The 25,463-nt window shown below is 56.4% G+C and carries 25 protein-coding genes and 4 pseudogenes; 13 read left to right on the forward strand and 16 right to left on the reverse strand.

Translation table 11 applies throughout. The features are described from left to right. Positions 1-70, forward strand: a pseudogene (locus tag ACT4MF_RS12615) (IS6 family transposase); the annotation flags it as partial. Between the two features lie 290 nt (positions 71-360). Here ACT4MF_RS12615 and ACT4MF_RS12620 read toward each other — a convergent pair. Further along, positions 361-705 (reverse strand): ArsR/SmtB family transcription factor, encoded by a 345-nt coding sequence (locus ACT4MF_RS12620; protein ID WP_444682865.1) that lies wholly within the window; start codon positions 703-705, stop codon positions 361-363. A 144-nt stretch (positions 706-849) separates the two neighbouring features. Between ACT4MF_RS12620 and ACT4MF_RS12625 the strand changes: the two genes are divergently transcribed. Further along, entirely contained in the window at positions 850-1,356 is a 507-nt protein-coding gene (locus tag ACT4MF_RS12625) for a GbsR/MarR family transcriptional regulator (RefSeq protein ID WP_444682866.1), read from the forward strand. Here the strand turns inward: ACT4MF_RS12625 and ACT4MF_RS12630 are convergent, their stop codons facing one another. From ACT4MF_RS12630 to ACT4MF_RS12645, 4 genes are all read right to left on the reverse strand, one after another. Next, positions 1,357-1,908 carry a hypothetical protein gene (locus ACT4MF_RS12630; protein WP_444682867.1) on the reverse strand — a complete coding sequence of 184 codons (552 nt, stop codon included), beginning with the start codon at positions 1,906-1,908 and terminating at the stop codon, positions 1,357-1,359. Between the two features lie 698 nt (positions 1,909-2,606). Beyond that, the gene (locus tag ACT4MF_RS12635; protein ID WP_444682976.1) at positions 2,607-2,903 is read right to left on the reverse strand and encodes a DUF7521 family protein; all 297 of its coding nucleotides are present in this window, start codon (positions 2,901-2,903) and stop codon (positions 2,607-2,609) included. After that, positions 2,903-3,223 (reverse strand): hypothetical protein, encoded by a 321-nt coding sequence (locus ACT4MF_RS12640; RefSeq protein WP_099255184.1) that lies wholly within the window; start codon positions 3,221-3,223, stop codon positions 2,903-2,905. Before ACT4MF_RS12640 ends, ACT4MF_RS12635 begins: the two co-directional genes overlap by 1 nt. A gap of 1 nt (position 3,224) precedes the next feature. After that, positions 3,225-3,560: a helix-turn-helix domain-containing protein gene (locus tag ACT4MF_RS12645; RefSeq protein WP_444682868.1), complete on the reverse strand. Its 336-nt coding sequence runs from the start codon at positions 3,558-3,560 to the stop codon at positions 3,225-3,227. Between the two features lie 381 nt (positions 3,561-3,941). Between ACT4MF_RS12645 and ACT4MF_RS12650 the strand changes: the two genes are divergently transcribed. The 3 genes from ACT4MF_RS12650 to ACT4MF_RS12660 all read left to right on the forward strand — a co-directional run bounded on the left by ACT4MF_RS12650 (position 3,942) and on the right by ACT4MF_RS12660 (position 5,487). Continuing rightward, positions 3,942-4,619 carry a CPBP family intramembrane glutamic endopeptidase gene (locus tag ACT4MF_RS12650; protein ID WP_512053296.1) on the forward strand — a complete coding sequence of 226 codons (678 nt, stop codon included), beginning with the start codon at positions 3,942-3,944 and terminating at the stop codon, positions 4,617-4,619. A gap of 19 nt (positions 4,620-4,638) precedes the next feature. Further along, positions 4,639-4,989, forward strand: a complete 351-nt coding sequence (locus tag ACT4MF_RS12655; RefSeq protein ID WP_444682870.1) for an ArsR/SmtB family transcription factor — start codon at positions 4,639-4,641, stop codon at positions 4,987-4,989. Positions 4,990-5,127: 138 nt separating this feature from the next. Further along, on the forward strand, positions 5,128-5,487 hold the full coding sequence (locus ACT4MF_RS12660) for a hypothetical protein (protein ID WP_444682871.1): 360 nt from the start codon (positions 5,128-5,130) through the stop codon (positions 5,485-5,487). A gap of 13 nt (positions 5,488-5,500) precedes the next feature. Here the strand turns inward: ACT4MF_RS12660 and ACT4MF_RS12665 are convergent, their stop codons facing one another. The 4 genes from ACT4MF_RS12665 to ACT4MF_RS12680 all read right to left on the reverse strand — a co-directional run bounded on the left by ACT4MF_RS12665 (position 5,501) and on the right by ACT4MF_RS12680 (position 8,442). Then, positions 5,501-5,731 carry a hypothetical protein gene (locus ACT4MF_RS12665; protein WP_444682872.1) on the reverse strand — a complete coding sequence of 77 codons (231 nt, stop codon included), beginning with the start codon at positions 5,729-5,731 and terminating at the stop codon, positions 5,501-5,503. After that, positions 5,728-5,901, reverse strand: coding sequence for a hypothetical protein (locus ACT4MF_RS12670; protein WP_444682873.1), 174 nt, complete (start codon positions 5,899-5,901; stop codon positions 5,728-5,730). The genes ACT4MF_RS12665 and ACT4MF_RS12670 overlap by 4 nt, the downstream gene beginning before the upstream one ends. 200 nt (positions 5,902-6,101) lie before the next feature. Then, positions 6,102-6,392, reverse strand: coding sequence for a hypothetical protein (locus tag ACT4MF_RS12675; RefSeq protein ID WP_444682874.1), 291 nt, complete (start codon positions 6,390-6,392; stop codon positions 6,102-6,104). Positions 6,393-7,191: 799 nt separating this feature from the next. Next, positions 7,192-8,442 carry a saccharopine dehydrogenase family protein gene (locus ACT4MF_RS12680; RefSeq protein WP_444682875.1) on the reverse strand — a complete coding sequence of 417 codons (1,251 nt, stop codon included), beginning with the start codon at positions 8,440-8,442 and terminating at the stop codon, positions 7,192-7,194. A gap of 149 nt (positions 8,443-8,591) precedes the next feature. Between ACT4MF_RS12680 and ACT4MF_RS12685 the strand changes: the two genes are divergently transcribed. Next, positions 8,592-9,020, forward strand: a complete 429-nt coding sequence (locus ACT4MF_RS12685) for a universal stress protein (RefSeq protein ID WP_512053297.1) — start codon at positions 8,592-8,594, stop codon at positions 9,018-9,020. A gap of 144 nt (positions 9,021-9,164) precedes the next feature. Here ACT4MF_RS12685 and ACT4MF_RS12690 read toward each other — a convergent pair whose 3' ends face one another. The 3 genes from ACT4MF_RS12690 to ACT4MF_RS12700 are packed head-to-tail and all read right to left on the reverse strand — an operon-like array spanning position 9,165 to position 12,387. After that, on the reverse strand, positions 9,165-10,808 hold the full coding sequence (locus ACT4MF_RS12690) for a BCCT family transporter (protein WP_444682877.1): 1,644 nt from the start codon (positions 10,806-10,808) through the stop codon (positions 9,165-9,167). Further along, positions 10,805-11,269: a Rieske (2Fe-2S) protein gene (locus ACT4MF_RS12695; protein ID WP_123115003.1), complete on the reverse strand. Its 465-nt coding sequence runs from the start codon at positions 11,267-11,269 to the stop codon at positions 10,805-10,807. Before ACT4MF_RS12695 ends, ACT4MF_RS12690 begins: the two co-directional genes overlap by 4 nt. Before the next feature lie 5 nt (positions 11,270-11,274). Next, positions 11,275-12,387, reverse strand: a complete 1,113-nt coding sequence (locus tag ACT4MF_RS12700) for an amidohydrolase family protein (RefSeq protein ID WP_444682878.1) — start codon at positions 12,385-12,387, stop codon at positions 11,275-11,277. 278 nt (positions 12,388-12,665) lie between these two features. On the opposite strand from ACT4MF_RS12700, the gene ACT4MF_RS12705 reads away from it, so the two are divergent. The 3 genes from ACT4MF_RS12705 to xacF all read left to right on the forward strand — a co-directional run bounded on the left by ACT4MF_RS12705 (position 12,666) and on the right by xacF (position 16,809). After that, a complete protein-coding gene (locus ACT4MF_RS12705; protein ID WP_444682879.1) occupies positions 12,666-13,451 on the forward strand; it encodes an IclR family transcriptional regulator in 786 nt (261 codons plus the stop codon). 544 nt (positions 13,452-13,995) lie between these two features. Beyond that, entirely contained in the window at positions 13,996-14,757 is a 762-nt protein-coding gene (locus ACT4MF_RS12710; protein ID WP_444682880.1) for an IclR family transcriptional regulator, read from the forward strand. Positions 14,758-15,360: 603 nt separating this feature from the next. After that, positions 15,361-16,809: a 2,5-dioxovalerate dehydrogenase gene (xacF, locus tag ACT4MF_RS12715; protein ID WP_444682881.1), complete on the forward strand. Its 1,449-nt coding sequence runs from the start codon at positions 15,361-15,363 to the stop codon at positions 16,807-16,809. Between the two features lie 794 nt (positions 16,810-17,603). Here the strand turns inward: xacF and ACT4MF_RS12720 are convergent. Next, a pseudogene (locus ACT4MF_RS12720) lies at positions 17,604-18,160 on the reverse strand (transcriptional regulator TrmB); the annotation flags it as partial. A gap of 16 nt (positions 18,161-18,176) precedes the next feature. On the opposite strand from ACT4MF_RS12720, the gene ACT4MF_RS12725 reads away from it, so the two are divergent. Next, the gene (locus tag ACT4MF_RS12725; protein WP_444682882.1) at positions 18,177-18,374 is read left to right on the forward strand and encodes an FAD-dependent oxidoreductase; all 198 of its coding nucleotides are present in this window, start codon (positions 18,177-18,179) and stop codon (positions 18,372-18,374) included. After that, complete coding sequence (locus ACT4MF_RS12730; RefSeq protein WP_444682883.1) at positions 18,371-18,808, forward strand: potassium channel family protein; 438 nt, start codon at positions 18,371-18,373, stop codon at positions 18,806-18,808. The genes ACT4MF_RS12725 and ACT4MF_RS12730 overlap by 4 nt, the downstream gene beginning before the upstream one ends. A gap of 102 nt (positions 18,809-18,910) precedes the next feature. Here ACT4MF_RS12730 and ACT4MF_RS12735 read toward each other — a convergent pair. The 3 genes and pseudogenes from ACT4MF_RS12735 to ACT4MF_RS12745 all read right to left on the reverse strand — a co-directional run bounded on the left by ACT4MF_RS12735 (position 18,911) and on the right by ACT4MF_RS12745 (position 22,400). Then, positions 18,911-20,479, reverse strand: a pseudogene (locus tag ACT4MF_RS12735) (TrkH family potassium uptake protein). 82 nt (positions 20,480-20,561) lie between these two features. Then, positions 20,562-21,896, reverse strand: coding sequence for a Trk system potassium transporter TrkA (gene trkA / locus ACT4MF_RS12740; protein ID WP_444682884.1), 1,335 nt, complete (start codon positions 21,894-21,896; stop codon positions 20,562-20,564). Positions 21,897-22,136: 240 nt separating this feature from the next. Beyond that, positions 22,137-22,400 carry a hypothetical protein gene (locus ACT4MF_RS12745; protein ID WP_512053298.1) on the reverse strand — a complete coding sequence of 88 codons (264 nt, stop codon included), beginning with the start codon at positions 22,398-22,400 and terminating at the stop codon, positions 22,137-22,139. Between the two features lie 142 nt (positions 22,401-22,542). On the opposite strand from ACT4MF_RS12745, the pseudogene ACT4MF_RS12750 reads away from it, so the two are divergent. After that, positions 22,543-22,823, forward strand: a pseudogene (locus ACT4MF_RS12750) (zinc ribbon domain-containing protein); the annotation flags it as partial. A gap of 312 nt (positions 22,824-23,135) precedes the next feature. Beyond that, positions 23,136-25,334 carry an amino acid permease gene (locus tag ACT4MF_RS12755; protein ID WP_444682885.1) on the forward strand — a complete coding sequence of 733 codons (2,199 nt, stop codon included), beginning with the start codon at positions 23,136-23,138 and terminating at the stop codon, positions 25,332-25,334. Positions 25,335-25,463 lie beyond the last annotated feature (129 nt).

The raw sequence follows: 25,463 nt of genomic DNA on the forward strand, positions 1-25,463 counted from the left end.
TGTCGCGCTCGAGACAGCTCAAAATTGGCTCGAAGCCCTCGCCGTCTACCACAATTCACGCCAAACTTAACGCGACCCCTTCGACCCTACACGTGCCCACGATACCACCAGTAGTGATGAATCTGACATATCTACAGAAGACCACCCGTGCCCTCCGCTGCTCATAATCGTTCGATCCGTGACTTATCGATCCCTGAGCGTTGGAGTATTATGGTTTGCAGTCTCCTTGCTCGATCGTGGTAACGACCCGCTCTCGCGGCTGAGAAGAGCAACTCCGGTGGTTGAGGGTACAATAAAGCCGCTTTGAGGCATAATTCAAGACCCCATCGCACAGTCCGTATTTCGAGCGTATATAGCAGGCTAGTCGTTACTGTCGTAGAATTTGACGACGAGCTGTTCGGTAGCGAGAGCGTATACTGTCATTTCTTTACCCTTCTCGGAGTACCACGTATCGGCTGGCGTGATTAGTTTTGCTTCGCACAATCGGTCAAGGTGATATGACACGTTCTGCATCGACTGATCGACTGCTGAGGCGATCTCTGATGTTGTTCTCGGCTCTGATTTGAGTGCGCCCAAAATTTCTTGCGCGGATTGGGAAGATAGTACCTGGAGTATCTTGCTTGCCTCGTCTCGGTCAACCACGATGTTTGTTTGCTGACGGGGAGAGTGAGTCACTGGGGGCTGGTGGGGAAAGGCGCTGGCCATAGATTTGGTAATTATGGGGACAATGTGTTTTGTTTGTTCGGCTCACTCCGAACAAACGAATCAATCGATTTAACACTTACGAAATCCATAATCGAAGTATGGTTCAACAGGGTTCCCATCACGTCGAGCGGACTACAGGCATCTATGGGTGAAGACGATAACGTTGTCGCGCGTGAGAGAATTATCGAGTCAATGGAACAGTCGGCTGAAGTCTACGGCCTTAGTCGAAGCGCGGGCCGCATCTACGGCGTATTATACTTCTCCGGAGAGCCACTCTCGATCCCGGAACTCGTCGATAAGACGGGCTACGCGAAATCGACAATCAGCAACGTCACTCGGACATTGACGCGGATCGGCCTCATACACCGTCGATCATCAGAGGGTGGGGGGCGACGCGTTCAGTATACCGCTGAGCGGGAAATTTGGTTCATCCTACAGGATGTGTTCCAGCAGTACGTTCAGCGAGAGATACAGACAAGCTTGCGTACGATTCAACGCGCCCAAGCACAACTTTCTGAGGATACTGACACCGACGCAGAACGGATCGAAGAGTTACAACAAACATATGAGGACCTCCAAGAGATCGTCACACTAACGTCAAACTTTACCGCCGCGGAGCTTCGAGATGCTCTCGAATCATACGACAAGTAGTCACCAATACACTGTGTATGTACAGGTGTCATCTCCGCTACGACGACATGTGTCTCCTGTTTCCTCAATGAAAACGAACGCGTCGACTGACGCGTACTGTCTAGCGACGCCGCGGATGAGGCCTCGGTCGAACGAACAGGGGTACGGGTTGTAACATGTTAGCACGCCAGTTCGCTCCCCCGTCTGTTCGAATTCGTAGTAACCAATTTCCCCGCCTCTGTGGTTCTCTTGATAGGCATCATCAATCGATTGAAGTCCCTCAGAAACGGTTTCGAAGTTGTTCGGCCATGTAGCTACTTCTGGGATCTGTTCTCCAAGTCGATCGAGGACGTGTGGCTGTAACTCCTCCGCGATGGTCTCGAAGGCCGTTAACCACGTTTGCTGAGGGTACCACTCCTCGGGCTCCGGATCAGTGACTCCCTCCGCAGCAAGCGCCTGTACTGCCCGTTCCTGATACTCATCTGAGAAGCGCCCCATTGCCTCTTTAACGACTGCCAGTATCGTTTGACCGTTCACCTCTACGTCTTGGTCAAACGTTTCATAGGTGGCCATTATGTGAACCAACAGTTGGATCAAGAAAGTAACTTCGATGAAATAGAGCGTGACGAATCGGCCAGCTCGAATACGGAACATAACCAATTAGGACATATACGTTCGTTTATGTGTCTGAACACTCCACTAGTGAAGTATTATCACACATGCGTTGGAAGTGCCTACATGAATAGCCGATGGAATCTCTACGTCGCTGCATTCGTTGGTGCGTCGTTGTCGTACATTTTCAACGTGCTCGCGTTCACCGGCACCTTTGACGTGTTCCGTTGGTTCGTGTTCGCTGTCGTTTTTCTCGCGTTCACCTATGGGTTTGAGAAGTTCATCGGGTGGCAGACTGGATAGCAGGAATCTCGATCGGGGCGAGTCGCCATTCTGTGTATAAGCAGTGACCAGAGATCCCACCCCCAAGCCACAACGCCGACGAGAGGGGTGATATTTGCACCGATGAGGACGGGGTTTGGAAGCGATCGTGATGACGGGAAGGAGGACACTACGTGCATACTCAACTACGGTGTATCGGCTAATTGAATCGACTCCAGAATATATCGGTTGATCGACTCAGGTCGACATCTCCTTCGACGTGCACACGGGTGGATCCCTAGTGGTGAGAGTTCCGGGTTCGGTGTACAGTTCAACCGCCGGACTACCAGGCGTTCCGGGTGCGGGTTGGCCCACTGCGTTGGGCTGCTGGACTCTGACTATGCGACGAGAATAGCGTATAACACGACACAGAGGCCGGTGACTGTCACGAGACCGCGTACAAGTAAGACGGCGCCGTTCTCTGCACCACTCAGGTCAGCGATCATAACAGCTACGAAAACGCCTGCAGTGAGAAGGCCGATCCCGACGGCAAGCGCCCGCATCTTTTCGGAGTGGTTCCGCTGATATCCACGATAGGCCAGCGTAGCAACAAACAATCCAACGATCGCAGTCACGCCACGAGCTGCCGATACCACACTGAGCGGTTCCACCGTTAGCAAACTGGCTGCGATCATCATATCTCACCTCCATACACGGTCCGGAGAATCGTTCCCAATCCGAACAGCTCACAACCACTAACGAGTATCGACCGACCGACATCCCCGATATTAGTCGCTGTTGGTACTACGACACGAAGCAGTTCAGGAATTGTGATTAAGCAGATAAGGCCGACTGCGAGCCAAAGCATTCCGCGGTGAGACGGGCCTTGGCTGTACCCGCGAATCAGAACCACAGCAATCGTCAGCGAAAGCACCACCGAGATCACAGCGAGACCGAGCACACCAACTGCGATGACTGGATTCGCTCCGGTGGCACTCATCTGTAACTCGATCATCTTAGGACAACCCCTCGAACAGTTCGGTGAACCGGTCGGCAGGATCAGATTCCGACCGCGTAACGGCGATTTCGTAGGCACCGTCAGCAAACGTGACTGTCACTGCCTCGACGGTGGCTGTATACCGCTTATAGTGGTGACCATCAGGATCCATTTCTTGTTGTTCAGCCACGAGATCTTCTTCCTGCAATCGGTTGAGACGGCGGTACGCCGTCGCATCCGACATCTCACAGGCCGTACAGAGTTCATCGACCGACATCGGTTCAATTGTGAGGTGGGCGAGGATCGATCGGGCGTACTCATCGTCGAGTAACGCCAAGACTGCATCCTCGTCCATATGTAGGCCAGACTCCGGTGGTAGTAAAAAACCCGTCACAGCTTCTGGGCCAGAAGTCGTGCCTAGGGGGCTACTTGTACGGGGTATCTGGAGTCGTGTATGTCGTTACAGACGGCAATCGAACGTATCCTTTCGACTCCCCTCCGTGAGAGGTTGAGCCAGATTCTGTGGCCAGTTTGGAACACTGATCAACGTCGACTGCGTGCCCCATTTCGTGCACTGCTACCAACCGTAGTAACCTTCGTCTTTCTCGCGATACTCCAATCTGCGATACGAGCGAGGTTCGTCCATCCTGTCCGAGAGCTCATCGAATTGGTTGGTATCGGGGCCATGCTAACCGGTGCAGTACTTCTCAGCGCGCGAATTATCGATCGTCGTCCGGTGAGTGGATATGGACTCTCGTTTGATCGGGAGTGGTGGCACTCGTTTGCTGTCGGGGGGTGCGTAGCTACTGTGATCAACGGTGGTGCCCTCACTGTGTCTCTCGGCGCTGGCTGGGTCACCTTCGCTGGCGTCATGCGTGATTCTGGTGACCTCCCTTTCGTGGCTGCGATGGCGATTGTGTTCGGGTACATCGCTTTTGCGGCGGCTTGGGAAGAGTTCATTCTGCGCGGTGCGCTGATAAAGAATCTCGCTGAGGGGGCAAATGACCATGTTCCCCGTTGGGTTGCCATTGGGTTTGCAATGGGTTTCAGCACGCTCGTATTTACGTTTCTACATGGAGGAAAAGTCACTCACCTGAGCCAGTATGGGTATTACATAATTGCAGGGCTGGTGTTGAGCGGGGCATACGTCTTGACCGGAGAACTCGCACTCAGCACCGGTTTCCATGTGTTTTACAATTTCACTCAGTCCGCGATCTTCGGATTAGGACATTCACAGCGGACTCCGGAGCTTCTTGCAATTGATATTATCGGCCCTTCTCGCTGGGTCGGAGAAGAGGGCCTCGTGTTCGTTGGATTTACTATTCTCGGCGGCCTTCTACTGTCGGCGTATATTCTCTGGCGCGACGGAGCGCTCACACTTGACGATCGCGTAACAAGCTACGTCGGACGATAACCCGATCCAATCGACATTCATGCCATCTGCATTTCCCTACCGCACCCCCACAGATCATACGCCGTGTGAACGAACGGTTGTCTGTGCTGATAGCGACAATCCGAGTGACCTGCTGCAAACAGTCTCGTCACAGACAGCACAGCAGGTACTGGCCACGCTTAACAACGGGCCAGCAACAGTCTCAGATATCGCCGAAGCCATCAGTACATCCATCCAGAATGCTAAGTATCACGTGAATCGACTCTGCAAAGCCGATCTCATTGAACCGGTCGATACATGGTACTCAGAAAAAGGGACAGAGATGACGGTATACGCACTCTCTGTGAAAGAATTAGTCGTTCAATTTGGAACTTCTGCCTCAGAAACGTAACGGTGGGACCCTCGATCCGGAATGGCTGCCGGAAGGCCGGTGCTGTCACAGGTTTGCACCTCTAACCACTCAGTAGGAGAGCGATCTATCACATCAAACAGAGAGAATACTTATTGTATGCTGTAGTGACAGTTAGACATGAACGTTAGTCAATCGGCCGATACGGTCTGGAACAATCCAGTTGGGCGGCTCTTGACCCTGCTCGTTGGCGGGGGTCTCGTAGCTGGAGTGCTGACGATATATCCACAGCTTCTGCCCGTGGTCAGGTGGGTTGTTCCGGTGTCTCTCGTTTTCTGGGGCGCGTCTCGACTCTATCGCTATGGAGTAGCGGATTCGCTGTCCTTGGCTGCAGGCTGTCTGTTGATGCTCGGTGGATTCACATATGCCTCGTACTTGCTCATCTCGATGGGAGAACTTGCCGGAACGGTAGCACAACTGGTCCCAGTTGTCGGTATCTTTGTAGAAATGTTCGCTGCCCATTACCGAAATCAAGGCTAAGACGAGGAGGACATCAACGATTCAGTTGCCATCGGATCGCGACAGCCGCGACGAACACGGTCGCGAACGTGACGACGCCGGAGATCAGCGCGCCCCGGACGCTCGACGCACCGGTGGTGACGACCGTAACGGAGGCGCTGCCGCCAACGAGAGCCGCCCCACCAGCGATCCCACCGAACCCGATACAACAGAGGCTCAGGAGACCGACGACCGACAGCGACTCCAATAGGCCGTCGTCGCTCATCGGTCGTTCCTCCGGTTGCGGAACGCGTCGATCGCGTCCACTGCGATCGACTGAACGTCGGCGATCCGATTGCTGACGGCGTCGACCGGCAGTCCGCGGTCACCCGGGGATCGAACCGCACGGAGGAGTCGCTGTGACTCTGCGCCGAGGGTGGACTCGTCGGTAGGCACGGGAGGACCATCAGCGGACGCGGTGATAGAGTTTCCGGGGTGTACCCGGCTGGGAACGGGGGTGAGAGGCATCATAGGGAGAATACCGATCGCGCATGCGAATAGATGTCTCGGTCTGACGCACGAATCGTCAAACCGAACTGCTCACATCCAGCACAACCGGTGTAAAGCCGGTTCCCTTCTTGGATATGTGCAAGCGGCTACCCGATCTCCCACTCCCGGAAGCTCGCGGTAGCCACCCAGAAGAACAACCACATGAATAGGAGCACAAACAGGAGTCCCATCGGGTACATCGATACAAACAGACCTGCCGGGAACAGCGAGTGAAACAGACTCACGAGCTCAGTGAACATCGGCAGCGAGAGTGCAAAGACAGTCACGGCCGCGAGAGCTCCGGTGATCGCCTCTAACAGCCGCCAAACGGCACCGTCACTGGAACCGCCATTGCGCTTTGAGGCATGCTGCGTCTCCGGTTTTATTGGTGTGCTCATACATACCACTTGTTGAATATACATAATCATTCATTATAAATATATCGGCCAACGATCTGTCGTGTTACGTTGAGCAAGAGGTGGGACGAAAAAGCATCTGATACCACCGCAGAATAACCATTTACAAATACAGTTACTTTTCCTGATTAATTGGGTGTAAATCGGAGCAGTGCGGCTGTTCATAACTGGTTACAGAAAACGGATTTATAGGTCGTTAGCGGTGGGGCCTCGGAACGCATTGCGGTTGGTCAGAAACCCGAATCAACGGTGGGCCGTACTCGCTGTACGCTGCCACCGATACAGAAACAAACATACCCATTTATTTACGGCTGTTTTCGGCGTATACGATCGATTATACGAGCGTTTCTTTCTGGATTAGCTGAGAACCACGTTGTCGAAGACGCGCTGTTTCTCGTCGATGGTGCCGACGATCTGATCGGTGGACTCCGCTAGGAAAACTACAGCTACCGCGTTGAACAACCAGATTCAGAAATGCTTCCAAACATATTACTAGAAAAATAGAATAGCAAAAGTATTTGTTTACAAACTAATTATTTCGTCGACTCACCGACCACGGAAACGTGGTTACAAGCCCCCGCCGTCTAGTAATGTCGTAGCTAAGCCGATAAGACAATGAACAGGTTCGTCGCGAAACTGTGCGGCTACTTGCGACTCCGCCCAGAAGATGTGATGGGTTGAGAAGGGTCTCAGAGCGCGAGCGAGCAGCGACGCGCGTCAGGCCGTTCTCGGTGCGACTACCGTTTGGAATCTCCACTTATCGGGTTCGAACTTCTATCACTTATCGGCTCTGTGCTGCAATCGACTTGCTGGGAGTTTCTTCAGTTACGAAGTCGAAGCCGCGCTCCTCCATCTCCTCGAGGTACCGTTCCGCGTCGAGACCACTGGTCTCGGTAATGAAGATGCCGTCCTCATCGATGGCACCGTCAGCCATGAGTTGGAGCGTGACGGACAGCGGGACGCCGACGTAGCAGCCGTACTCACGCATCACGGTGATCTCGTCGACGTCGAAGAACGGAGACGGCTGCTCTAAGTGGAAGACGGCACGGTCATCCTGGCCGTCTACGGTTCCGGTTACCTCCGCCGAAAGGATGGTCTGAGGCGTCCACTCCGTCTCGGGTGACAGGTCTTCGGGCGGCTTCCACTGCGTTTCGAGCTCCAGTCCCTGGTTCTTCACCTGCTGTTGCATGACCTCGATGGGGTCGACCTCCGCTCCGTCGACCTCGAGGCTGTCCGTCTCGAACGCGTTCGACGCGTGGAGGGTCCGCTCGTAGCGTTTCCATTCCTCGTGCCACGCACCGCGCGTAATGATACTGTCGACGTTCTTCGCTTGAGCGACCGGGGCCTTCGGGAAGGTGACCGGTTCGGGGTGGGAGATGACGTACGTATCCTCTTCGCCGATCGGGTCCGGGAACTCGAACGTCCGCTGTTCGCTGAACGCCGGGAGATCGTTGATAACCTCGCCGTTTTCCCACTTCGCTCGCTCGTCGACGTCGGGGTCGTGTTCGTAGGTGACCGTGTCCGTGAGTCCGGGCGTCGTCTGGGTGAGGAGGCGCCACATCCCCCAGTAGAAGTTGACGTCCTCGACGTCGTCGAACCGTTCACAGGCGGCCATTCCGAGCGCGATAGTGCTTACGAGGCCTCCGTTAGCGAACCAGAGGGAGTTCCCCGCCTCGGCGAACTCTTCGGACCGGTCGAGTACCTCCTCGAAGTCGAACGCGTTCAGATCGACGCCCGTGAGGTCGCCCACCTCTTGCATCGCATCGAGGACGTTCTCCTCGAACGGGTACGGCAAGCCGTTGACGACGTAGTCGGCGCCCTCGAGAACCCGCACGATATCGTCCGTGTCGGTCGCGTCGACGGATTCGAACCGAAATCGATCGTCGTCGATGACCTCGAGGAGGCGACGCGCGTTTTCTTCGTCAGCGTCGGCCACGACGATTTCATCGAAGTCGCTCGTCTGATGGAGGTCGTAGACGCAGCCCGCTGCCATCGCTCCTGAACCGCCTAGTACGACAGTTTTGCTACTCATATAGCAGTTTAGCAACTTGACCGAACCGGCTTAAAACTAGGGGAAGATGCGGAATAATTCGGTCGTTACCTGCCGCGTTTCTGTGCAGCGGTTGCTCGCGACCGTCTTGCTCCCGGAATCTCTTTGTGGATCGAATCCAACATCGGAGTATGGTTATTGTGGCAGCCATTGACGATTCGGAGCGAGCAGCACCCGTTCTCCAAGAAGCACAGACGATAGCGACCAATTTCGACGAAGCGGTACACGCGGTTCACGTCCTCCAACGATCCGAACTCGTCAAAGTCCTCGAGAAAGACATCGAAGGACAGGATCTGACCGATAATTATGAGGTACAACAAATCGGTGAGAACATCGTGTCCCGGGCGACGGACGAGTCGACGCTGCCAGAACCCGCTGTCTCGGTCCGCGTCGGCGATCCAGCAGCCGAGATCTCGGCGTACGCTGAGGAGCAGGATGCGCGCTACGTCGTTATCGGTGGACGGCAGCGGTCACCGACCGGGAAGGCGCTGTTCGGAAGCGTCACACAGGACGTGATGTTCGAATCGCCTGCGCCGGTCGTTAACGTCGCTCTCGACTGATCCGTAACGTCGCTCTCGACTCATTCTGACGGAACGGCTGGTGGTCCATACACGACCGCCGGTGAGGTGGTCGTATTGAGGAAGGATACTGCCGACTTGTAGTCTCGAGAACGGGCCGGGAGAAATCGTCGGGTGAACCGAACTTCAGTCGTCGGAACCACCCGCCCAGCCGGGACGGCGATCCGAGAGATAATCGACGACCGTCTGCTGATCCTCGCTCTCGCGGTCGGCTTTCTTGTGGCGCTCGGTTAACAAGACGGGACGAGTTCGCTCGAGTTCGATGGTGAGTCCGATGAAACACAGCCCGATGACGAACGCGATCGGGAACCCGAGCAGGACGACGAAGTTCTGGAGCGCCTCGAGGCCGCCGGTGATGAGCAGCAGCGAGGAGAGCAAGCCCACGAGTCCGCCCCAGAGGACGCGATTGATCGTCGACGGATGCTCGCTCCCGTCCGTGGTGAACATCGCGAGACTCAGCGTCGTCGAGTCGACGGTCGTGATGAGGAACGTGAGGACGAGAAGCAAGTAGGCGGCGGCGAAGATGCCGCCGAAGGGCATGAGCGTCTCGAACAGCGGGAACGCGGCGACTTCGCGTCCTTGCTCGAACACGATGGAGAGCAGATCGACGGTGCCCCTCGTTTGGACCCACAGCGACGACCCGCCCATGACGATGAACCAGGGGAACGAGGCTGCGGTGGTTCCGATGAGCCCCGCAAAGACGACTTGCCGGATCGTTCGACCGCGACAGATCCGCGTGATGAAGATACCAATCATCGGCGCGAACGAGAACCACCAGGCCCAGTAGAAGACGGTCCAGCTACCGACCCACTCGGCCCCGTTCGCAGAGTTCGAATAGAGACTCATGTCGACGAAGCCGTTGATGTATCCGCCGAGCGCCTCCGTTCCGGTGTTGAGCAGGAACGATGTCGGACCGAACACGAACGCGACCGCAAGGAGGAACAGGAACAGGTACATGTTGAACGTCGAGACGCGTCGGATGCCGCGTTTGACACCCAGAGCTGCGGAAATTGTGAACCCGACGGTCAGGCCGACGGTCACCAGTATTGTTCCGAGATTTCCGACCTCGACGCCGTAGTTGTAGGAGATCCCGCCGAGGAACTGAGTGACGACGAACCCGAGCGAGACGGCGACGCCGCCAACTGAGACGATGACCATCAAGAGGTCGAGCGGCTTCACCCATTTCTTGTCGAGATTCTCGACGCCGATGAAGGGGGCGAACACGGTTGACGGTTTGATCGGAGCGCCCTTACGGTGGACGTAGTAGGCGATCGTCACGCCGACGATCAGGTACGCCGACCACGGGGAGATACCCCAGTGGAGCATCGTATACTGGATCGCGTCGGGGACAGCAGCGGCGCTCTCGGCTTCGGCACCGAAGTACGGCGGCCCCGAAGAGTAGTGGAACAGCGCTTCGGCCGGGCCGTAGAAGACCAGCCCGGTCGAGAGCCCCGCGGAGAACAGCATCGCGAGGAACGAGGTGTACGAGAATTCCGGCTCCTCGTCGGGTCCGCCGAGCTTGATTTTCCCCCACGGTCCGACCAGCAGCCACAGGCAGAACGCGACGGCGAGGAACATCGCCCAGAGGAACACCCATCCGAGTTCGCTCCAGAGGAACGTATTCGCGTTCGTGAGGAACTCCCCCGCTGCACCCGGACGGGCGGCGATGTAGCCGATCGCGATGATGGTCGCGATCGCTCCGCCGAGGAAGACGAACGGATCGATCTCGTCGCGGAGGGCAGCGATGGCGCTCTCCGAATCTGCGCTCATAGGTAGACCACAACCGTTCCCTGTTCGACTTCCACGTCGTACGTCTCGACCGGCGGTTCGTCCCCCTCCAAGTCGGCACCACACCCTTCACAGCCGCCGTCGGCGACGGTGTCCTCGCATTCGGACGGTTCGACTCGCGTCTCGAACGTTTTGGCTTTCACCTTGTGCGGGTTGAAAACCGACTCGCCCGTCGTGACGTCGAACTCCCACCCGTGCCACGGGCAGCGAACGACCTGTCCCGGCCGAACCCACTCGTACTCGCCGGGGCTGTCCGATTCCGTGGTGCCGCCGAGTTTCCCCTCACAGAGCGGTGCGCGCTGGTGCGGGCAGTCGTTTTTCATCGCGTGGTACTCCCCGTCGACGTTGAAAACGCCGACCGAGAATCCGTCGAGGTCGACGATGAGCCGCTCGCCGGCGTCGAATTCGGCAGCCGGACAGATCTCGAATCGTTTTTTCGTCATTGGAATCACTTCAGTTTGCTTCCGTCCGTCGGGAGATCCCACAGCTCGGCCGCGTTCTCGTGTTTGATCGCTTGCTCCATGTCGTCGTCCATTGGCGGTAACCCCCACGTGGGATCGTCGCCGTCCCAGTGTGGATAGTCCGACGCGTAGATGAGCATCTCGTCCGCGTGCATCATCTCGAGGATGTAGTCGTGGAACTCCGGCCGCTCGGGCTCCTCGACGGGCTGGCTGGCGAACCAGACGTTGTTTCGGATGTAGTGGCTCGGCTTCTCCTCCAACCACGGGACCTGCGAGCGCAGCCCCTTCCAGTTCTTATCAAGCCGCCACATGAAGTGGGGGACCCAGCCGTAACCGCCCTCGATGAACGCCCACCGCAGGTCGGGATACTCGACGAGGACGCCCTCGGTGACGATCGAGGCGAGCTGTCCCATGTAGTACGAGCCGAGGAGCGTGTGCCACTCGATGTAATTGTTCGGATGGCCGGCACCGGTCGGCGGATTGCTCGTTCCGTGCCCTTCCGAGAACGGGTGGACCGCCATCGCGAGGTTCTGTTCTTCGGCGGCCTCGTACATCGGCCAGTACTGGGGCCGACCGTACGGCACTTCGGCTCCGCCGGGCAGCATCACCTGACGGATCTGTGGGTGGTCGCCGTATTCGCGGATGAGCTCCGCGGCTTTCTCTGGCGCCTTCGGTGCGACGTACATCGATCCGATAAACCGGTCGTCGACCGGAAGAACGTCGTTCACCAACCACTCGTTGTGCGCCCGAGCGAGCTCGTGCGCGTAATCGCGGTGAGGTAGTGCCGCGAGGTTGAACCACGAGTTCCCGGTCAACATCGCGTAGTCGATGTCGTGCTTGTCCAGGTGATCGTCGCAGATCTTTTGAATGTCGGTTCCCGGTTTGTTCCCGTCCTCCGTCTTCTCGTCTTGCCGGAGGAACTCCCCGGGATTTCGGTACAGCAGTTCTGGAAGCACCAGCCCATCGTCTCTGTAGCGGTCCGGGAGGTATTGAGCGATCGCTTCGTCGTCCGCCCACCGCTGGTGGACATCCGCATCAACTAGCGTCAGTTCCGACTCCGAGCGACGGTCTTGTCTCGTCCCCTGGGTATCTTGTGCCATGCTCTACACAGACATACACTGACTACCCCTAATAAGTCTTTCCTCATCTTGAATAGCGAAAGTAGCTATAGAGCGCTTCTAGAGCGGCTATTCGCCAGAAGAGCGGAACCTTCATTATTTAAAAAACGGGCTCTCAATTCGGAATTATCGAATGGACTAGCACCAACATGATCAATAGTTATGGATATATCCTCGGTTCCTCGATTTGGGCCGCTTGCTCCGATCACTTTATTCGACAATCCCGAATGTATATGTGCGATGGCCCTGATAGCCAAGGTATGGATGACGAGGCAAACCGTCCGATCAAGGCGTTGCTGACGATGGACGATATCGTGACGGCACTCCAGAAAGACGGTGAGCGAGGCGTGACCGCGATCGCAGAGACGATCGACAGGCCGGCGAGCATCGTTCACGACTACCTGAGCACGCTTCAGCAATTGGGGTACGTGGTACAGAACGAGGACACCGGTGCGTACGAACTCAGCTTCCGGTATTTGGAACTCGGGGGATCCGTTCGCGACGACGTCACGCTGTACAACGTAGCGAAGCCGGAAGTGAACGCCCTCGCGGAAAAAACCAGCAGCGAATTCGTCACGCTGTCCGTCGAACAGAACGGAATGTGCGTCGCGCTCGATGTCGTTCAGAACGATCGCAGCATTTCGTACGACTTTACCGACGGGACGCATTTTCACATGCACGCCTCTGCCGTCGGCAAAGCGTTCCTCGCACAGTACTCCGACGACCGCGTAACCGAAATACTCGACCGACACGGGATGCCCGCACATACGGAAAACACGGTCACGGACCGTGACGAACTCGAAGAGCGGTTCGAACGGATCCGCGAGAGCGGTGTCTCGTTCGACCACGAAGAATACAGGATGGGGATGGCGTCGGTCTCGACGGTGATCAAGGGTTCAACCGGAGCCGTCCTCGGCGGCCTCAGTATCACCGGCCCTGCACACCGCTTGCGAGAACCCGATGTCGAAGAGGAGTTTCGAAGGAAGCTCCTCTCGGCCAGAAATATAATCGAACTAAACTACAGTTCGAGTGATGCGACCAGCTAAATCGAGTCGCCCTCGCGGAAATAGTCTCGGAGATTGACCCGCCGATCGGTCGTTCTGTCATCTCCAACCCTCTTCAGCGTCACTGATTGGGCGATTCAGACGCTCGTCGGTCGAATGAGTGTCGATTCGGGGTTTCGTCACCGAACGTGATCCGCTTGAGCGGCACCGTAATAGACCGTGTGCTGGTTGCTCACCCGACTGTTCTGCTCAGCAGAACAAAAGGCACCAATCGTTCTGGGCACCATTAGTATTACAGTCATACTGCTGTAATTCCCTATCCAAGTTCCGCACGGCGGATCACTTAGTCAGGAGAAAAGCGCACGAAAGGAACGATGAGAGAAACGGCGCTGTCTCACAGAACGGAACAGTCTCATAGTACTGCCCCCACCCGAACGCACGAGCGATCGTCACGGAACTCGCATCGAATCGGAGAGAGAAGTACTGACAGCACCACGGTAGCAGAAACGAGAGATAACGCCTGCGTTCTGTGATACAAAACAGTTTGGAGCTAACTACAAGTGCACCCAGTGAGTACGCTTCGCGCATGGACCGCACAAACGCCCCCGTCGAATCAATTACTACCCTCTTATCAGTGGTAGAATACCTCGAACAGGCGGACGAGGCCGGTGTGACGGAGATCGCCGATTCGGTCGGCGTTTCGAAAAGCACCGTGCACAACCACCTGACAACGCTTCGCGAACGCGGGTACGTCGTGAATGAGGACGGTCGATACCGACTCGGGCTCCGTTTCCTTCGCATCGGCGAGACAACGCGGATGCAGACGGACCTGTTCGAGATTGCGCGACCGCAGATCGAAGCCCTCGTCGAGGGGCTGGACGTAGTGGGTAACCTGAGCGTCGAAGAGCAGGGCGAAGGCGTCTACCTGTACCGATCTCGCGGAAGCGACGACATCCGCTTTTCCACGCGGGCCGGCGAGAGACACGACTTACACTGTACGGCTACCGGCAAATCGATTCTCGCTCACGCGTCGTCAGATCGACTCGAAACGCTCCTCGAATCGATGGACCTCGTCGGCCACACCGAAAACACGATCACCGAACGCGAGGAGCTATTAGACGAACTCGACCGGGTTCGCGATCGCGGCGCCGCGTTCGACGAAGAGGAGTACGGTCCCGGGCTCCGATGCGTCGGAGTACCGGTATTCGGTCCCGACGGCGCGGTAATCGGCGCGATTAGTCTCTCGGGGCCCGCAGCCGACATGAGAGGAGAGTGGTATCGGGAAACCCTTCGGGACCGATTACTCGCAACGAAGAACCGAATCGAAGTGAACCTTCGCGATTACTAACACTCACAGTGCCGTTTTTTATGGGAATGCCTGCAAAACGTATATATGTGGGATCGATCAACAGGCGTCTGATGGCAGCGTCCCATTACGAGTGTACGAACTGCGGCACAGAGATGGATTACAAGACGACAAAGCATAACGGCTGTCCGAGTTGCGGGTTCATACCGCTCCATAGCGCAGACTGAATCGACTGAGCGGTGACGACGAGCACGGCAGGAGGCCGTTGTGAATCGTCGTGGGATATGCAGCCGGGTCGTCGCAGTTAGCGAGACACAGCAGGACATTTTCACAGCCTCTCAGCTTCGCGCACGGCGATCCCGAGCGTGTACTTGAGCGGTAAAACGGCGGTCACAGACAGCTTCGGCGGCACCGTCGGCTCAGTACTTCTCACCTAGATTGCGACCGGAGAGTTGGCGCCCGGTCGGGTGCACTGACCGTCCTGGAGCGGGCTGTGATCGACGGGCACGCTCGCGTCACTGTATCGGCGACGCCGATCGTTTTGATGCCCGAACGCGGCAGCCTAGCGATTCGCCGGAGCCAGAAGGGGCGAATACCCGTGACACCGCAACTAATCTATACCAGCAGGGAGAGTACTCGAATGGAATGGCGACAGCTCACGAGAACTATATCGACGGGGAGTGGATCGAATCGGAAAGCGGCGACACGTTCGAGGTCCACAACCCCGCAGCTCCCGATGAGACGATAGCGAGCTACCAGCAGTCCAGCGCGGCGGACGCCGTCGAGGCGGTCGATGCGGCGGTCGCCGCGCAGGACGAGTGGGCGGCCACGCCCGGCCCGGAGCGCGGTCGCATCCTCCGGCGGGCGGGGACGATCCTCGCCGATCGGAAAGACGAGCTCACCACGATGCTCGTCGAAGAGGAGGGGAAGGCCCGTCCCGAGGCGGCCGGCGAGGTACAGCGCGCGATCGACATCTTCCACTACTTCGCCGGGAAGGCGTCTGACCTCGGCGGGACGATGAAGGCCTCCAGCAGCCGTGACACGACCCTCTACACGCGCAAGGAACCGGTCGGCGTCGCGGCGCTGATCACGCCGTGGAACTACCCTATCGCGATTCCGGCCTGGAAGCTTGCCCCCGCGCTCGCGGCGGGGAATTCCGTCGTCATCAACCCCGCGAGCGCCGCCCCGGGCGTCGTCCTCGCGGTCACGGAGGCGCTGGACGAGGCCGGGCTCCCCGCCGGCGTGCTCAACGTCGTGACCGGCCCCGGAAGCTCGGTCGGCAACGAGTTCATCACCAACGAGGGCACCGACGCCGTCTCCTTCACCGGCAGCGGACAGGTCGGTGAACTGGTTTACGATCAGGCCACGGACGCCGGCAAGCGGGTCCAGACCGAGATGGGCGGCAAGAACCCCACGCTGGTCACCGACTCAGCTGATCCTGCGGAGGCCGCCGAGATCGTCGCGACCGGCGGCTTCGGGACGACCGGCCAGTCGTGTACCGCGTGTTCCCGCGCGGTCGTTCACGAGGACGTGTACGACGAGTTCGTCGACGAACTCGTCGACGCGGCCGAGGCCATCGACATCGGTCCGGGGCTCGACCACGAGATGGGGCCCCAGGTCAGCGCCGACGAACTGGAGTCGACGCTCGAGTACATTGACATGGCTCGCGATGAGGGCGCGACGGTTGCCGCGGGCGGGGGCCAGCCCACCGGTGAGGCGGTTGAGACCGGCCACTTCGTCGAACCGACCGTCCTGACCGATGTTGATAACGACGACACGATCGCGTGCGAGGAGGTGTTCGGCCCGGTCGTCGCCGTCATCAAGGTCAGTGACTTCGACGAGGGGCTCCACGTCGCCAACGACGTCGAGTACGGACTCTCGGCCAGCGTCGTCACCGACGACCACACCGAGGCCAAGCAGTTCATCGACAAGGCCGAGGCCGGTGTCGTGAAGGTCAACGAGAAGACGACCGGATTGGAGCTTCACGTTCCATTTGGCGGCTTCAAGCGGTCTTCCTCGGAAACGTGGCGCGAGCAAGGCGACGAGGGCTTGGAGTTCTACACGATCGAGAAGACCGTCTACGACAGCCACTAACGGCAGTTGCGTGGCGGTTCACATGAGGTTAAAGTGAGGCGCGGCGTTTTCTAACAGCGGAGGCCGCTCATCGGATCGGTTGTGTTACGTTTAGCATCGGTTCCAGCAGACGGTGACAGCTCGGAGCGATGAGTCTTCTGTCGTCGGCTCCGCATTTTGTATGTATAGAATCGAATAGGTCTACTTTTCTACCTATAAAAATATGTGTCTTACTGCATCCCAATTACTATGGTGAGCGAGTTAAAATCTGAGTGAGATCCGCACGAGTGTGGCTGCGAGATCTTGACCACCACCAACGAAAACGCGTGCATCGTTAACGTGTTGAAAATCACCGAACTTCGAGAGAAACAACAGGGAGAGTCGTTGATTTCGGACTAAAAGTACGTCGACGTGGAGGATCTATTTGTGCGGGGGTCGACAGTAGTGTACAGCCAGCATCTGTTGGTGCCGATCTGAATCGCAGTCTTATTGACCGGAACGTGACTCGGCTCGCACCGTCAGTTAGCTGTCGATCGGCTTCTGAATTAAGTTGTGAATTGCTGTCCGGGTTCGTTTGACACCCAATATATCAAGTTACTATTTTATATTGAAAATCGATAGTTCAACGAGATACAGTTGAATACCGGGTTCAATGATCTCGTTGGGTCTCCGCTCCACGAACTCCAAATCGATCTACTCAGTACAGTCGGTGAGGCGGCGCAGTCGCCGATCGCTTTGGAGCAAGAAGATCGGACCATCCGGTGCTCAGCCGCCCTGTATTTCTAAGAAATTTCTCTAAGATATAGATATAAGATCTATCTCTCTTCGAGGCCATACTTCGCCGCCTGCTCTCGGAGGACCTCGTCGTCGACATCGACGTGGCTGAGTAGGAGGAGACAGTACGAGCGGTGGCGGCTTCCGTCGTCGGATTACCAGCGTGTGACAGCAGAGTTCCGCTGCCGAGACTGCGTCGACGTCCTCGGAGTAGGTGTAGTAGCGGTGGCCGGTGAGCACGAATTGGAGGTCGAAGGCCGCGAATCGAGCGAGGCCGGTTTCGTGGAACGCCTCCGCGTCGGTCTCCGTTTCGGTCTGAGCGAGGAATTCGTCATCGTTCCCCCAGAAAATTGTGCCCTTCGGGGCAACGGCTTCGAGGCGGTGGGCGATACAGATGGTGTGCGAGTTCCCGGGAGAACACGTTGAGGCGATCGAAGTCGGCGTTGAACTCGTAGTGGCCGTCGACCGTCCCGACGAGCCCGCGGTCGCGAAACCGCTTGAGAATGCGGTTGACCGTGTTGTGGTAGTTGTCCCTCCGGTCGGCGATATCGGAGACGGTTCGTGGCTGGTCGAGGTGGTACAGCACCTCGAGTGCTCTGAAAAGGCTATCAATTATGGGATCAAATCTTCGGGTCGTCATTGTCGGCGGCGGCCACGTCGGCTACCACACGGCTCGCAGGCTCGCCAATAGTGGCTACGATATCGTTATCGTTGAGAAGGATGAGAACCGTGTGGACTTCTTGAGTAAACAGTATATCGCCACGTCATTCATGGGGATGGTGGGCGCCCTGTCCTCCGCCAAGCCGATTTGAAGCGCGCCGATGTCTTAGCCTCGCTGACGAGCTATGGATCAATGACGAATATTGGGATCTGTATGACGGGGCAACGAATTACATCCGATATCCAGACGATTGCCCGAATTGAGCACGGCGATGACGACGAGTACGGGGAGATGGTTGACGCGGTCATCTACCCTGAAGAACTGGCGGCCCAAGCAGCGGCTAACGAGGTGATCCAGGTGAGCGATGGCGGTGTTCGGACCATCGAAGCGGTATCCGACGATCTTGAACTCATCGAAATCACCGTTTCGGGAAGAGCGCCCGTCACTGGAAAGACACTAGAAGATGTCGCGCTCCCCCGCGGGGCGGTGGTCGTAGCCGACAAGACAAGCGGCCAGTTCCCAGGGCCGGACACAGTATTGACCCCTGGGGGAGTACGTTCTCGCCGTCAGGGCTTCAGTGACTGACGAAGTCGACCAATTGCTACGCGGGTGAGTTCACCCGCATATGTGTCGGCTGTTCGACTGTAGTGGCCAGCGGTCACGCGAAATAAATTTGAGCAGTTAGTGCTACCACTCCCAGAAGGACCGGGTGAAAATCACGAGGACAGGAACAACTTCGAGGCGTCCAAGCCACATCAGTACAATCATAAGAAACTTCGATGTGGCAGGGAAAAAGAGGTAGTTCCCGAAGGGACCAAGCCGACCGAATCCCGGACCCAGATTACCGAGAGTCGCGATGCTCGCGCTCAGTGCCTCAATGGTGGTCAGTTCGATCCCGATCCGATGTGTATCCAGCGCAATGATGACGGCTGACACCCCAAATAGCACCAGATAGAGAAAAACAAACGTGAACACCGCACGAACTACATCTTCCTCGATGACGGTGCCGCCGAGACGGACTGGTTCTACAGCGTCCGGATAGACCGTCGCAGTGAGCTGTCGCCGAGCAGCCTTGAACACGACAAGCCACCGGATGATCTTGATCCCGCCGCCGGTCGACCCTGCCGATCCACCAATGAATGCGGCAGCCAACAGAAGCAGCTGTCCCCACGACTGCCACTGTGCGAAGTCGCTCGTTGCGTAGCCAGTTGAGTTGAGTATCGTCACCGTTTGGAACACTGCCTGCCGGAAAGAGTTCTCCACGATGCCCACTGTGACACCGCCGTACTCTAGTGCCGGAGCTGTCCCGGTGAACAACAACCCCCAGAGTAACACAGCGATTCCGACAATCGCACCGATGTAAGCCTGAAACTCTCAATTTTGGAATACATCGGCGTACTCGCCTTGGAGGAGGAAGTAGAACAGCGCGAAATTCGTCCCCGCAATGATAATGAACGGGATCACAAGCCACTGGACTGCTGGCGAAAATGCCGCAATACTCGCAGCCTGTGGCGAAAACCCGCCAGTTGGGAGCGTTGTGAGTCCGTGAGCAATTGCGTTGTACAAGTTCATATTAGGAGCGAGGCCAACGAGATGAAGCCCGTATAGCAACCCGATACACAGCAGCGTGATTCCAGTGTAGATTGACCACAGAATACGCGCTGTCTCGGCTATTTTCGGTGTCAACTTCTTGAGTTCCGGGCCAGGGGCCTCCGCGTCAATTAGTTGGGCCCCGCTGACCGCGAGTTCAGACAAAATAGCGACCATGAGCACGATAATCCCCATTCCGCCGAGCCATTGGGTCATCTGTCGGTACATCAGTAACGCGTGAGAGTGTCGCTCGAAGGAAATCTCTCCGAGGAGGGTCGATCCTGTCGTGGTGAAACCCGAGGTTGACTCGAAGAGCGCGTTGACGAAGGAAACGATTACAGCACTTGGCGAGCCGAGCGAAAGGCCTACTGTTGACGGGGTGCCGTAACCGGCGAGTAGGTAGGGAATTGTCCCACCGACGGAGACCCCAACCCAAGCGAGCGTGACGAACAGGAGTGCTTCCTCAAGCCGTAGATCGGAGTCATCTTCGAGTTGTTCAAGTGTGAGTCCAATGGCAGCCGTTGCAACGATTGAGACGGTGAAGACTACGATATCATCTCCGTAAATCACTGCGACAACCAGAGGAATTACCATCGCCACGGCGAGGTATTTCAGAACGGTTCCGACAAGTGCGACACTTTGCCGCCAGTCCACGCTCACTTGCATTTAGTGACCCCAACCTCTAACTCCAGCGTGAAATCTAGGTCTATCATCGACTTGAACAGTCGGGGATCGGTGTGTGTCGTGGTCATAGACGGGCTATCGTTTCCTCAACAAACTCGCTGTCTACGAGTATCACAGTATGATCGCCAGGCTCGATTACGGTGTCTCCACGAGGCGCTAGGTTACTCCCATTTCGTGTGACAGCCCCGATAACAACTCCCTCGGGAAGTTGGTGGATCGCTTCACGAATCGGTTGACCTGCGATGATGCTGTCACTATCGATCTGGATCTCGATTACCTCGGCCTGATTATCTTCCAGCAGAGCAACGTTTTGAGTATCCTGATCACGAGCGAAATTAATTATCTCCGCGGCCGTCGCTCGGCGGGGGTTCACAGCGACGTCGACACCCGCTTCTTCGAACAGTTCGACGTATTCTCCGTTATCGACGACGGCGACAGATCGGTCAGCGCCTTCGCGCTTAGCCCGCAGCGCGGCCAATAGATTCTCTTCGCTATCGTGCTCAAGCGCTGCGACCACAGCATCAACATCGGCCATCCGTTCGTTCTCAAGAAAATCTCGGTCTGTCGGGTCTTTTGTTCGAACTGTTGTGGCGGACAGTCGTTCGGACAATTCCTTGGCGCGGTCGGCATCAGCCTCGATAAGATGCGGCCGAAGGCCACGCTCTTCCAGCAGTCGAGCCGTTTGGTAGCCGATATCACTTCCCCCAATAATCAACACGTTCCTCGAATCAGTCTGCCGAGAGTCGAGTTCAGTGCCGACTGCGTGGACCGATTCAGGAGTTCCTACAACAACCACACCATCACCGGACTGAATCCGTGTTTTCCCGGTGGGGATGATCGTCATTCCATCTCGAAGAATCGCGACGAAGGTGAGCGAGTCGAATCGGTCGGCTTCGTTGACTGTCTGCCCGGCGAGCGAGTTGTCGGCTCCGATATCGAACTCGGCCATCTGAACTCGTCCACCTGCGAACACGTCGAAGTTACGCGCAGCTGAGAGACCAGTTCCGCCGGTGGCGGCGGCGACGGTCAATAAGTTCGTCCCGACCATGAAATCAACCCCGAAGACGTTCTCTGCCTGATCCCAAGTGTCGATATAATTTATTTCCTTAACGCGCGCGACAGTAGTGACATCGGTGAGTGAATTGGCCGTGGCACAGGTGATGATGTTGATTTCGTCATTGTCAGTACATGCAATCAGGATATCGGCATCCTCGATGCCAGCTTCACGAAGTGTCTCGATAGTCGTACTGTCTCCCGAAATTGCGAGGACATCAAGATCATAACCAAGTCTATCAATCCGGTCGGTGTCCACGTCGATCACCACGATGTCGTGGGCTGTATCGAGTTCCGCTGCGATCTCGGCCCCCACCTGACCAGCGCCCGCAATTAGTATACGCATTTCTCAAGTTACCAAGTGTTCTGTGTGACATGATTATTATCCTTCGGTTTGTGGTTACTATCTAACATACATCTGTACCGACCTGTCTCTAGCGACTGACATGGAGACGAAGAAATTCTCCCGCGACGGAGTTCTTCTAGTCTGGCAGAGTCGAAAGCTGTGAGATAAACGCCGGATCGGGGGGTTACTTTTCGCGAACGATCAGCAGTGGATCTGGCGATCTATCTATGACTTCATCTGTCACATCACGAGAATGCGATCGGTCAGTGACGGTTGCGATTCACCGACAATCAGTAGATCGTAGTCCTCAAAGGCGTCCACGATAGCGATCGCAGTCGAGCGATCACGCTCCAAGCGCCAGTCAACACGCGAGGGATCGATAGCTTCAGTCTCTCCAATCCGATCGCAGGCTCCGCGGACCAGCAGTTCGCCACGAGAGGCCTCGTCATCTGACCCTGCGACATTGAAGAGGATCACCGACCCATCGCTTTCGCGAAGCAGCACTCCGACAAATCCAAGAATTCGGATGAGGTTACCGTCACCGCGGAGCGGAATGAGAATACGGTTGAGTGTATCCCCGACGTGGTCCGAAGTCCGCCCCGGCGTCAGCGTCGAGAACCTGCAACAAGTCCGCGCCGTCTACGACAAGGCGAAGGTCGAGGGAATCGAAGTCGTAGAAGTATCCGAGCGCGATACGAGCAAGACGTGTTGCGTCTGCGGTAGAGAAGTCGACAGTCAGCGCGTCAAACGTGGATTGTACGTCTGCGATGAGTGTGATGCGGCGTTCAACGCCGATGTGAATGGGGCGGAGAACATCCGTCTCGACGTGAATCAAAGTAACTCCGAGTCTTCGTCCAGTTTGGATGAAGATAGGAGTATCGGCTGGTTGGCACAGCCCGGGTCTACCTTCACGACTTGTCTTGTTGATTGTGATGTCCATACGGGCCGTATCTTTACCACGTCACGGAGGAGCCTCGCCCGGATGGGAACCATAGCGTACACTGGTCATTCATGGGGAGAGTACACTCCCAAGACGATTGAACAAGCACAAAAAACCAAATTCTTGAATAAATCTGATTTTCTCTACCCCATCGAGACGGACACTTTGTGACCGCGCGTTTTATTTATGCTTGTCACATTTTGGTTGACACACGTGATAGACGATTCAAATTTGAGTTCAGGTATGTCCATTCGTGGATTGTTTAGGGTCTGTCCAACGATAATTTTCTCAAACCGATAATGGGGAAGCAGTTAGAACGGGATTTAGGCCTCCCATCGGTGACAGCTATCAGCATCGGCGCAATGGTTGGCAGTGGGATTTTCATCCTGCCAGGCTTGGCTATGAAAATGGCGGGCCCCGCAGTCGTCTTCGCATACTTTCTTGCGGGAGTGCTAGTACTGCCAGCAGCCCTGAGTAAGTCTGAGATGGCCACCGCAATGCCTGAAGCGGGAGGGACCTATTTGTATATTGAACGAGCGATGGGCCCGTTATTTGGGACAATTGCCGGAGTTGGGACATGGTTTTCATTGACATTTAAAGGCGCGCTGGCACTGGTTGGCGGTGCACCGTATCTCATACTTTTGTTTGACCTTCCAGTCACACCTGTCGCATTAACCGTCGCAGCCTTGCTAATCATTTTGAACATCGTTGGTGCGAAGCAGACTGGACGGATGCAGATCGTCATCGTTGCGGTTATGCTGGCGGTAATGCTTTGGTTTATTATCGCCGGTGCGCCAAGCGTCGAACCAACTCGGTTTGAAGGATTCTTTGACAGTGGAATTGAAGGCATCCTTGGCGCAACAGGATTTGTATTTGTCTCGTACGCTGGTGTGACTAAAATCGCGAGTGTCGCCGAAGAGGTGGAGAATCCGGATCGGAATCTCCCACTAGGCATTCTCGGATCACTGATCATCACCGCGGGAATTTACGTTGCGATCGTTACCGTGATGGTCGGTGTCGCCGACGAGGCGGCGCTGACGAACACAGAGACGCCGATGCAGGTCGCAGCAAGTAATGCGCTGCCCACGATCGGCGTCGCTGCTGTCGTACTGGCAGCGTTACTCGCCTTGATCAGCACGGCAAACGCGGGGATTCTCTCTTCGTCGCGGTACCCCTTCGCGATGAGTCGTGACGGACTCGCTCCGGACATCTTCGAGAACGTCAGTGATCGATTCGAAACGCCCGTCAACGCAATCACAATTACCGGTGGTGTCTTGCTCGTCCTCATCGCGTTCGTCCCTATCGACGACATCGCCAAGTTGGCTAGCGCTTTTAAAATATTAGTGTTCATCCTGATCAACGTCGCATTAATCGCGTTTCGTCAGGGGTCAATCGAGGCGTATGACCCGAGCTTCAAATCTCCGTTGTACCCTGTTCCACAGCTAGTCGGAATCATCGGTGGCTTCGTCTTACTCCGGTACATCGGGTTTGTCCCGCTGGTCGGAGCCGTCGTCATTATTCTCGGGTCCATGCTTTGGTACTACTTTTTCGTCTATCGCCGCGGCGGCGTCGCTCGCGAGGGGGCAATGACTGATGCCCTCCGCCGTAGCGTCGGACGGGACGTGGTTGAGCAAACGGAATCCGAGGTACAGACCGACAGTAGCGAAGTCTTAGTGGCGGTAACAGAACAGACCACGCCTGCGGTAGAACAGTCGTTAATCGATCTAGCAACAGACCTCGCGCGTACCCGGGAGGGAGGGATTCGAGTCGCACAGTTCGACATCATCCCTGACCAAACCCCGCTCCCACAGTCGGCGTCAACCCTCACAGAGGCCGATCAAGCGTTCGAAGAGCGCATGGGTACTCGAGCCGCCAATTCGAAGATACCGATCCGATACGGCGAGGTTGTCAGCCATGATACCCGACACGCAATCGTGAACTATGCTGACGAGATCAACGCCGACACACTAATCATTGAGCGGTCGACTGGGTCAGAGTCGCTGCTGAGCAGCGATACCAGCTGGATTGAAGATCACGCCCCTTGTGATGTGATCGAAGTCTCGAACTTCGACCACGGAAATGTAGAACGTATTGGAGTCATCACCGACGAGGGACCGTTTGACCCGACGAAAGTTGCACTGGCCGATGCGCTCGCTTCAGCGGTCGATGCGACGATTACGTTCTATTTCCCAGTAAAAGCGGATCTCCCTGAAAGCCGCCGGAACACTATCGACGATTATCTCTCAGAGCTGGTGGACGTATCTGATTCTCCGGTTGAAACAAAAATAGTTGAGCTGGGTACTGATGAGGCGATTGAGCTTGCGGCTAACGATTCCAATGTACTCATTGTTAGCGGCATCCAGCAGAATCTCACAGATCGGCTCTTCTCTCAGGAACCGAACCCAATAACGGCTGGAACAGAGCATGGAACCCTCGTCGTCTACGGAGTAAGCCAGCCAGGGCGTCTCCGGGGGGCTATCGAACGACGGTTGTTCTAAGACGTTTCCGGATTGTTCACCACCCCGCATTTGCGGTTCGGTTTTCACAGTTACTTTACAGACAATACTCTGTAAACCTTTGCGTGCCGACCGGAAATGTTATGCTTTGCTCTTCTCTATCAGAGATAG

Source organism: Halorubrum sp. FL23, from assembly GCF_052439115.2.
Taxonomy (GTDB): domain Archaea; phylum Halobacteriota; class Halobacteria; order Halobacteriales; family Haloferacaceae; genus Halorubrum; species Halorubrum persicum.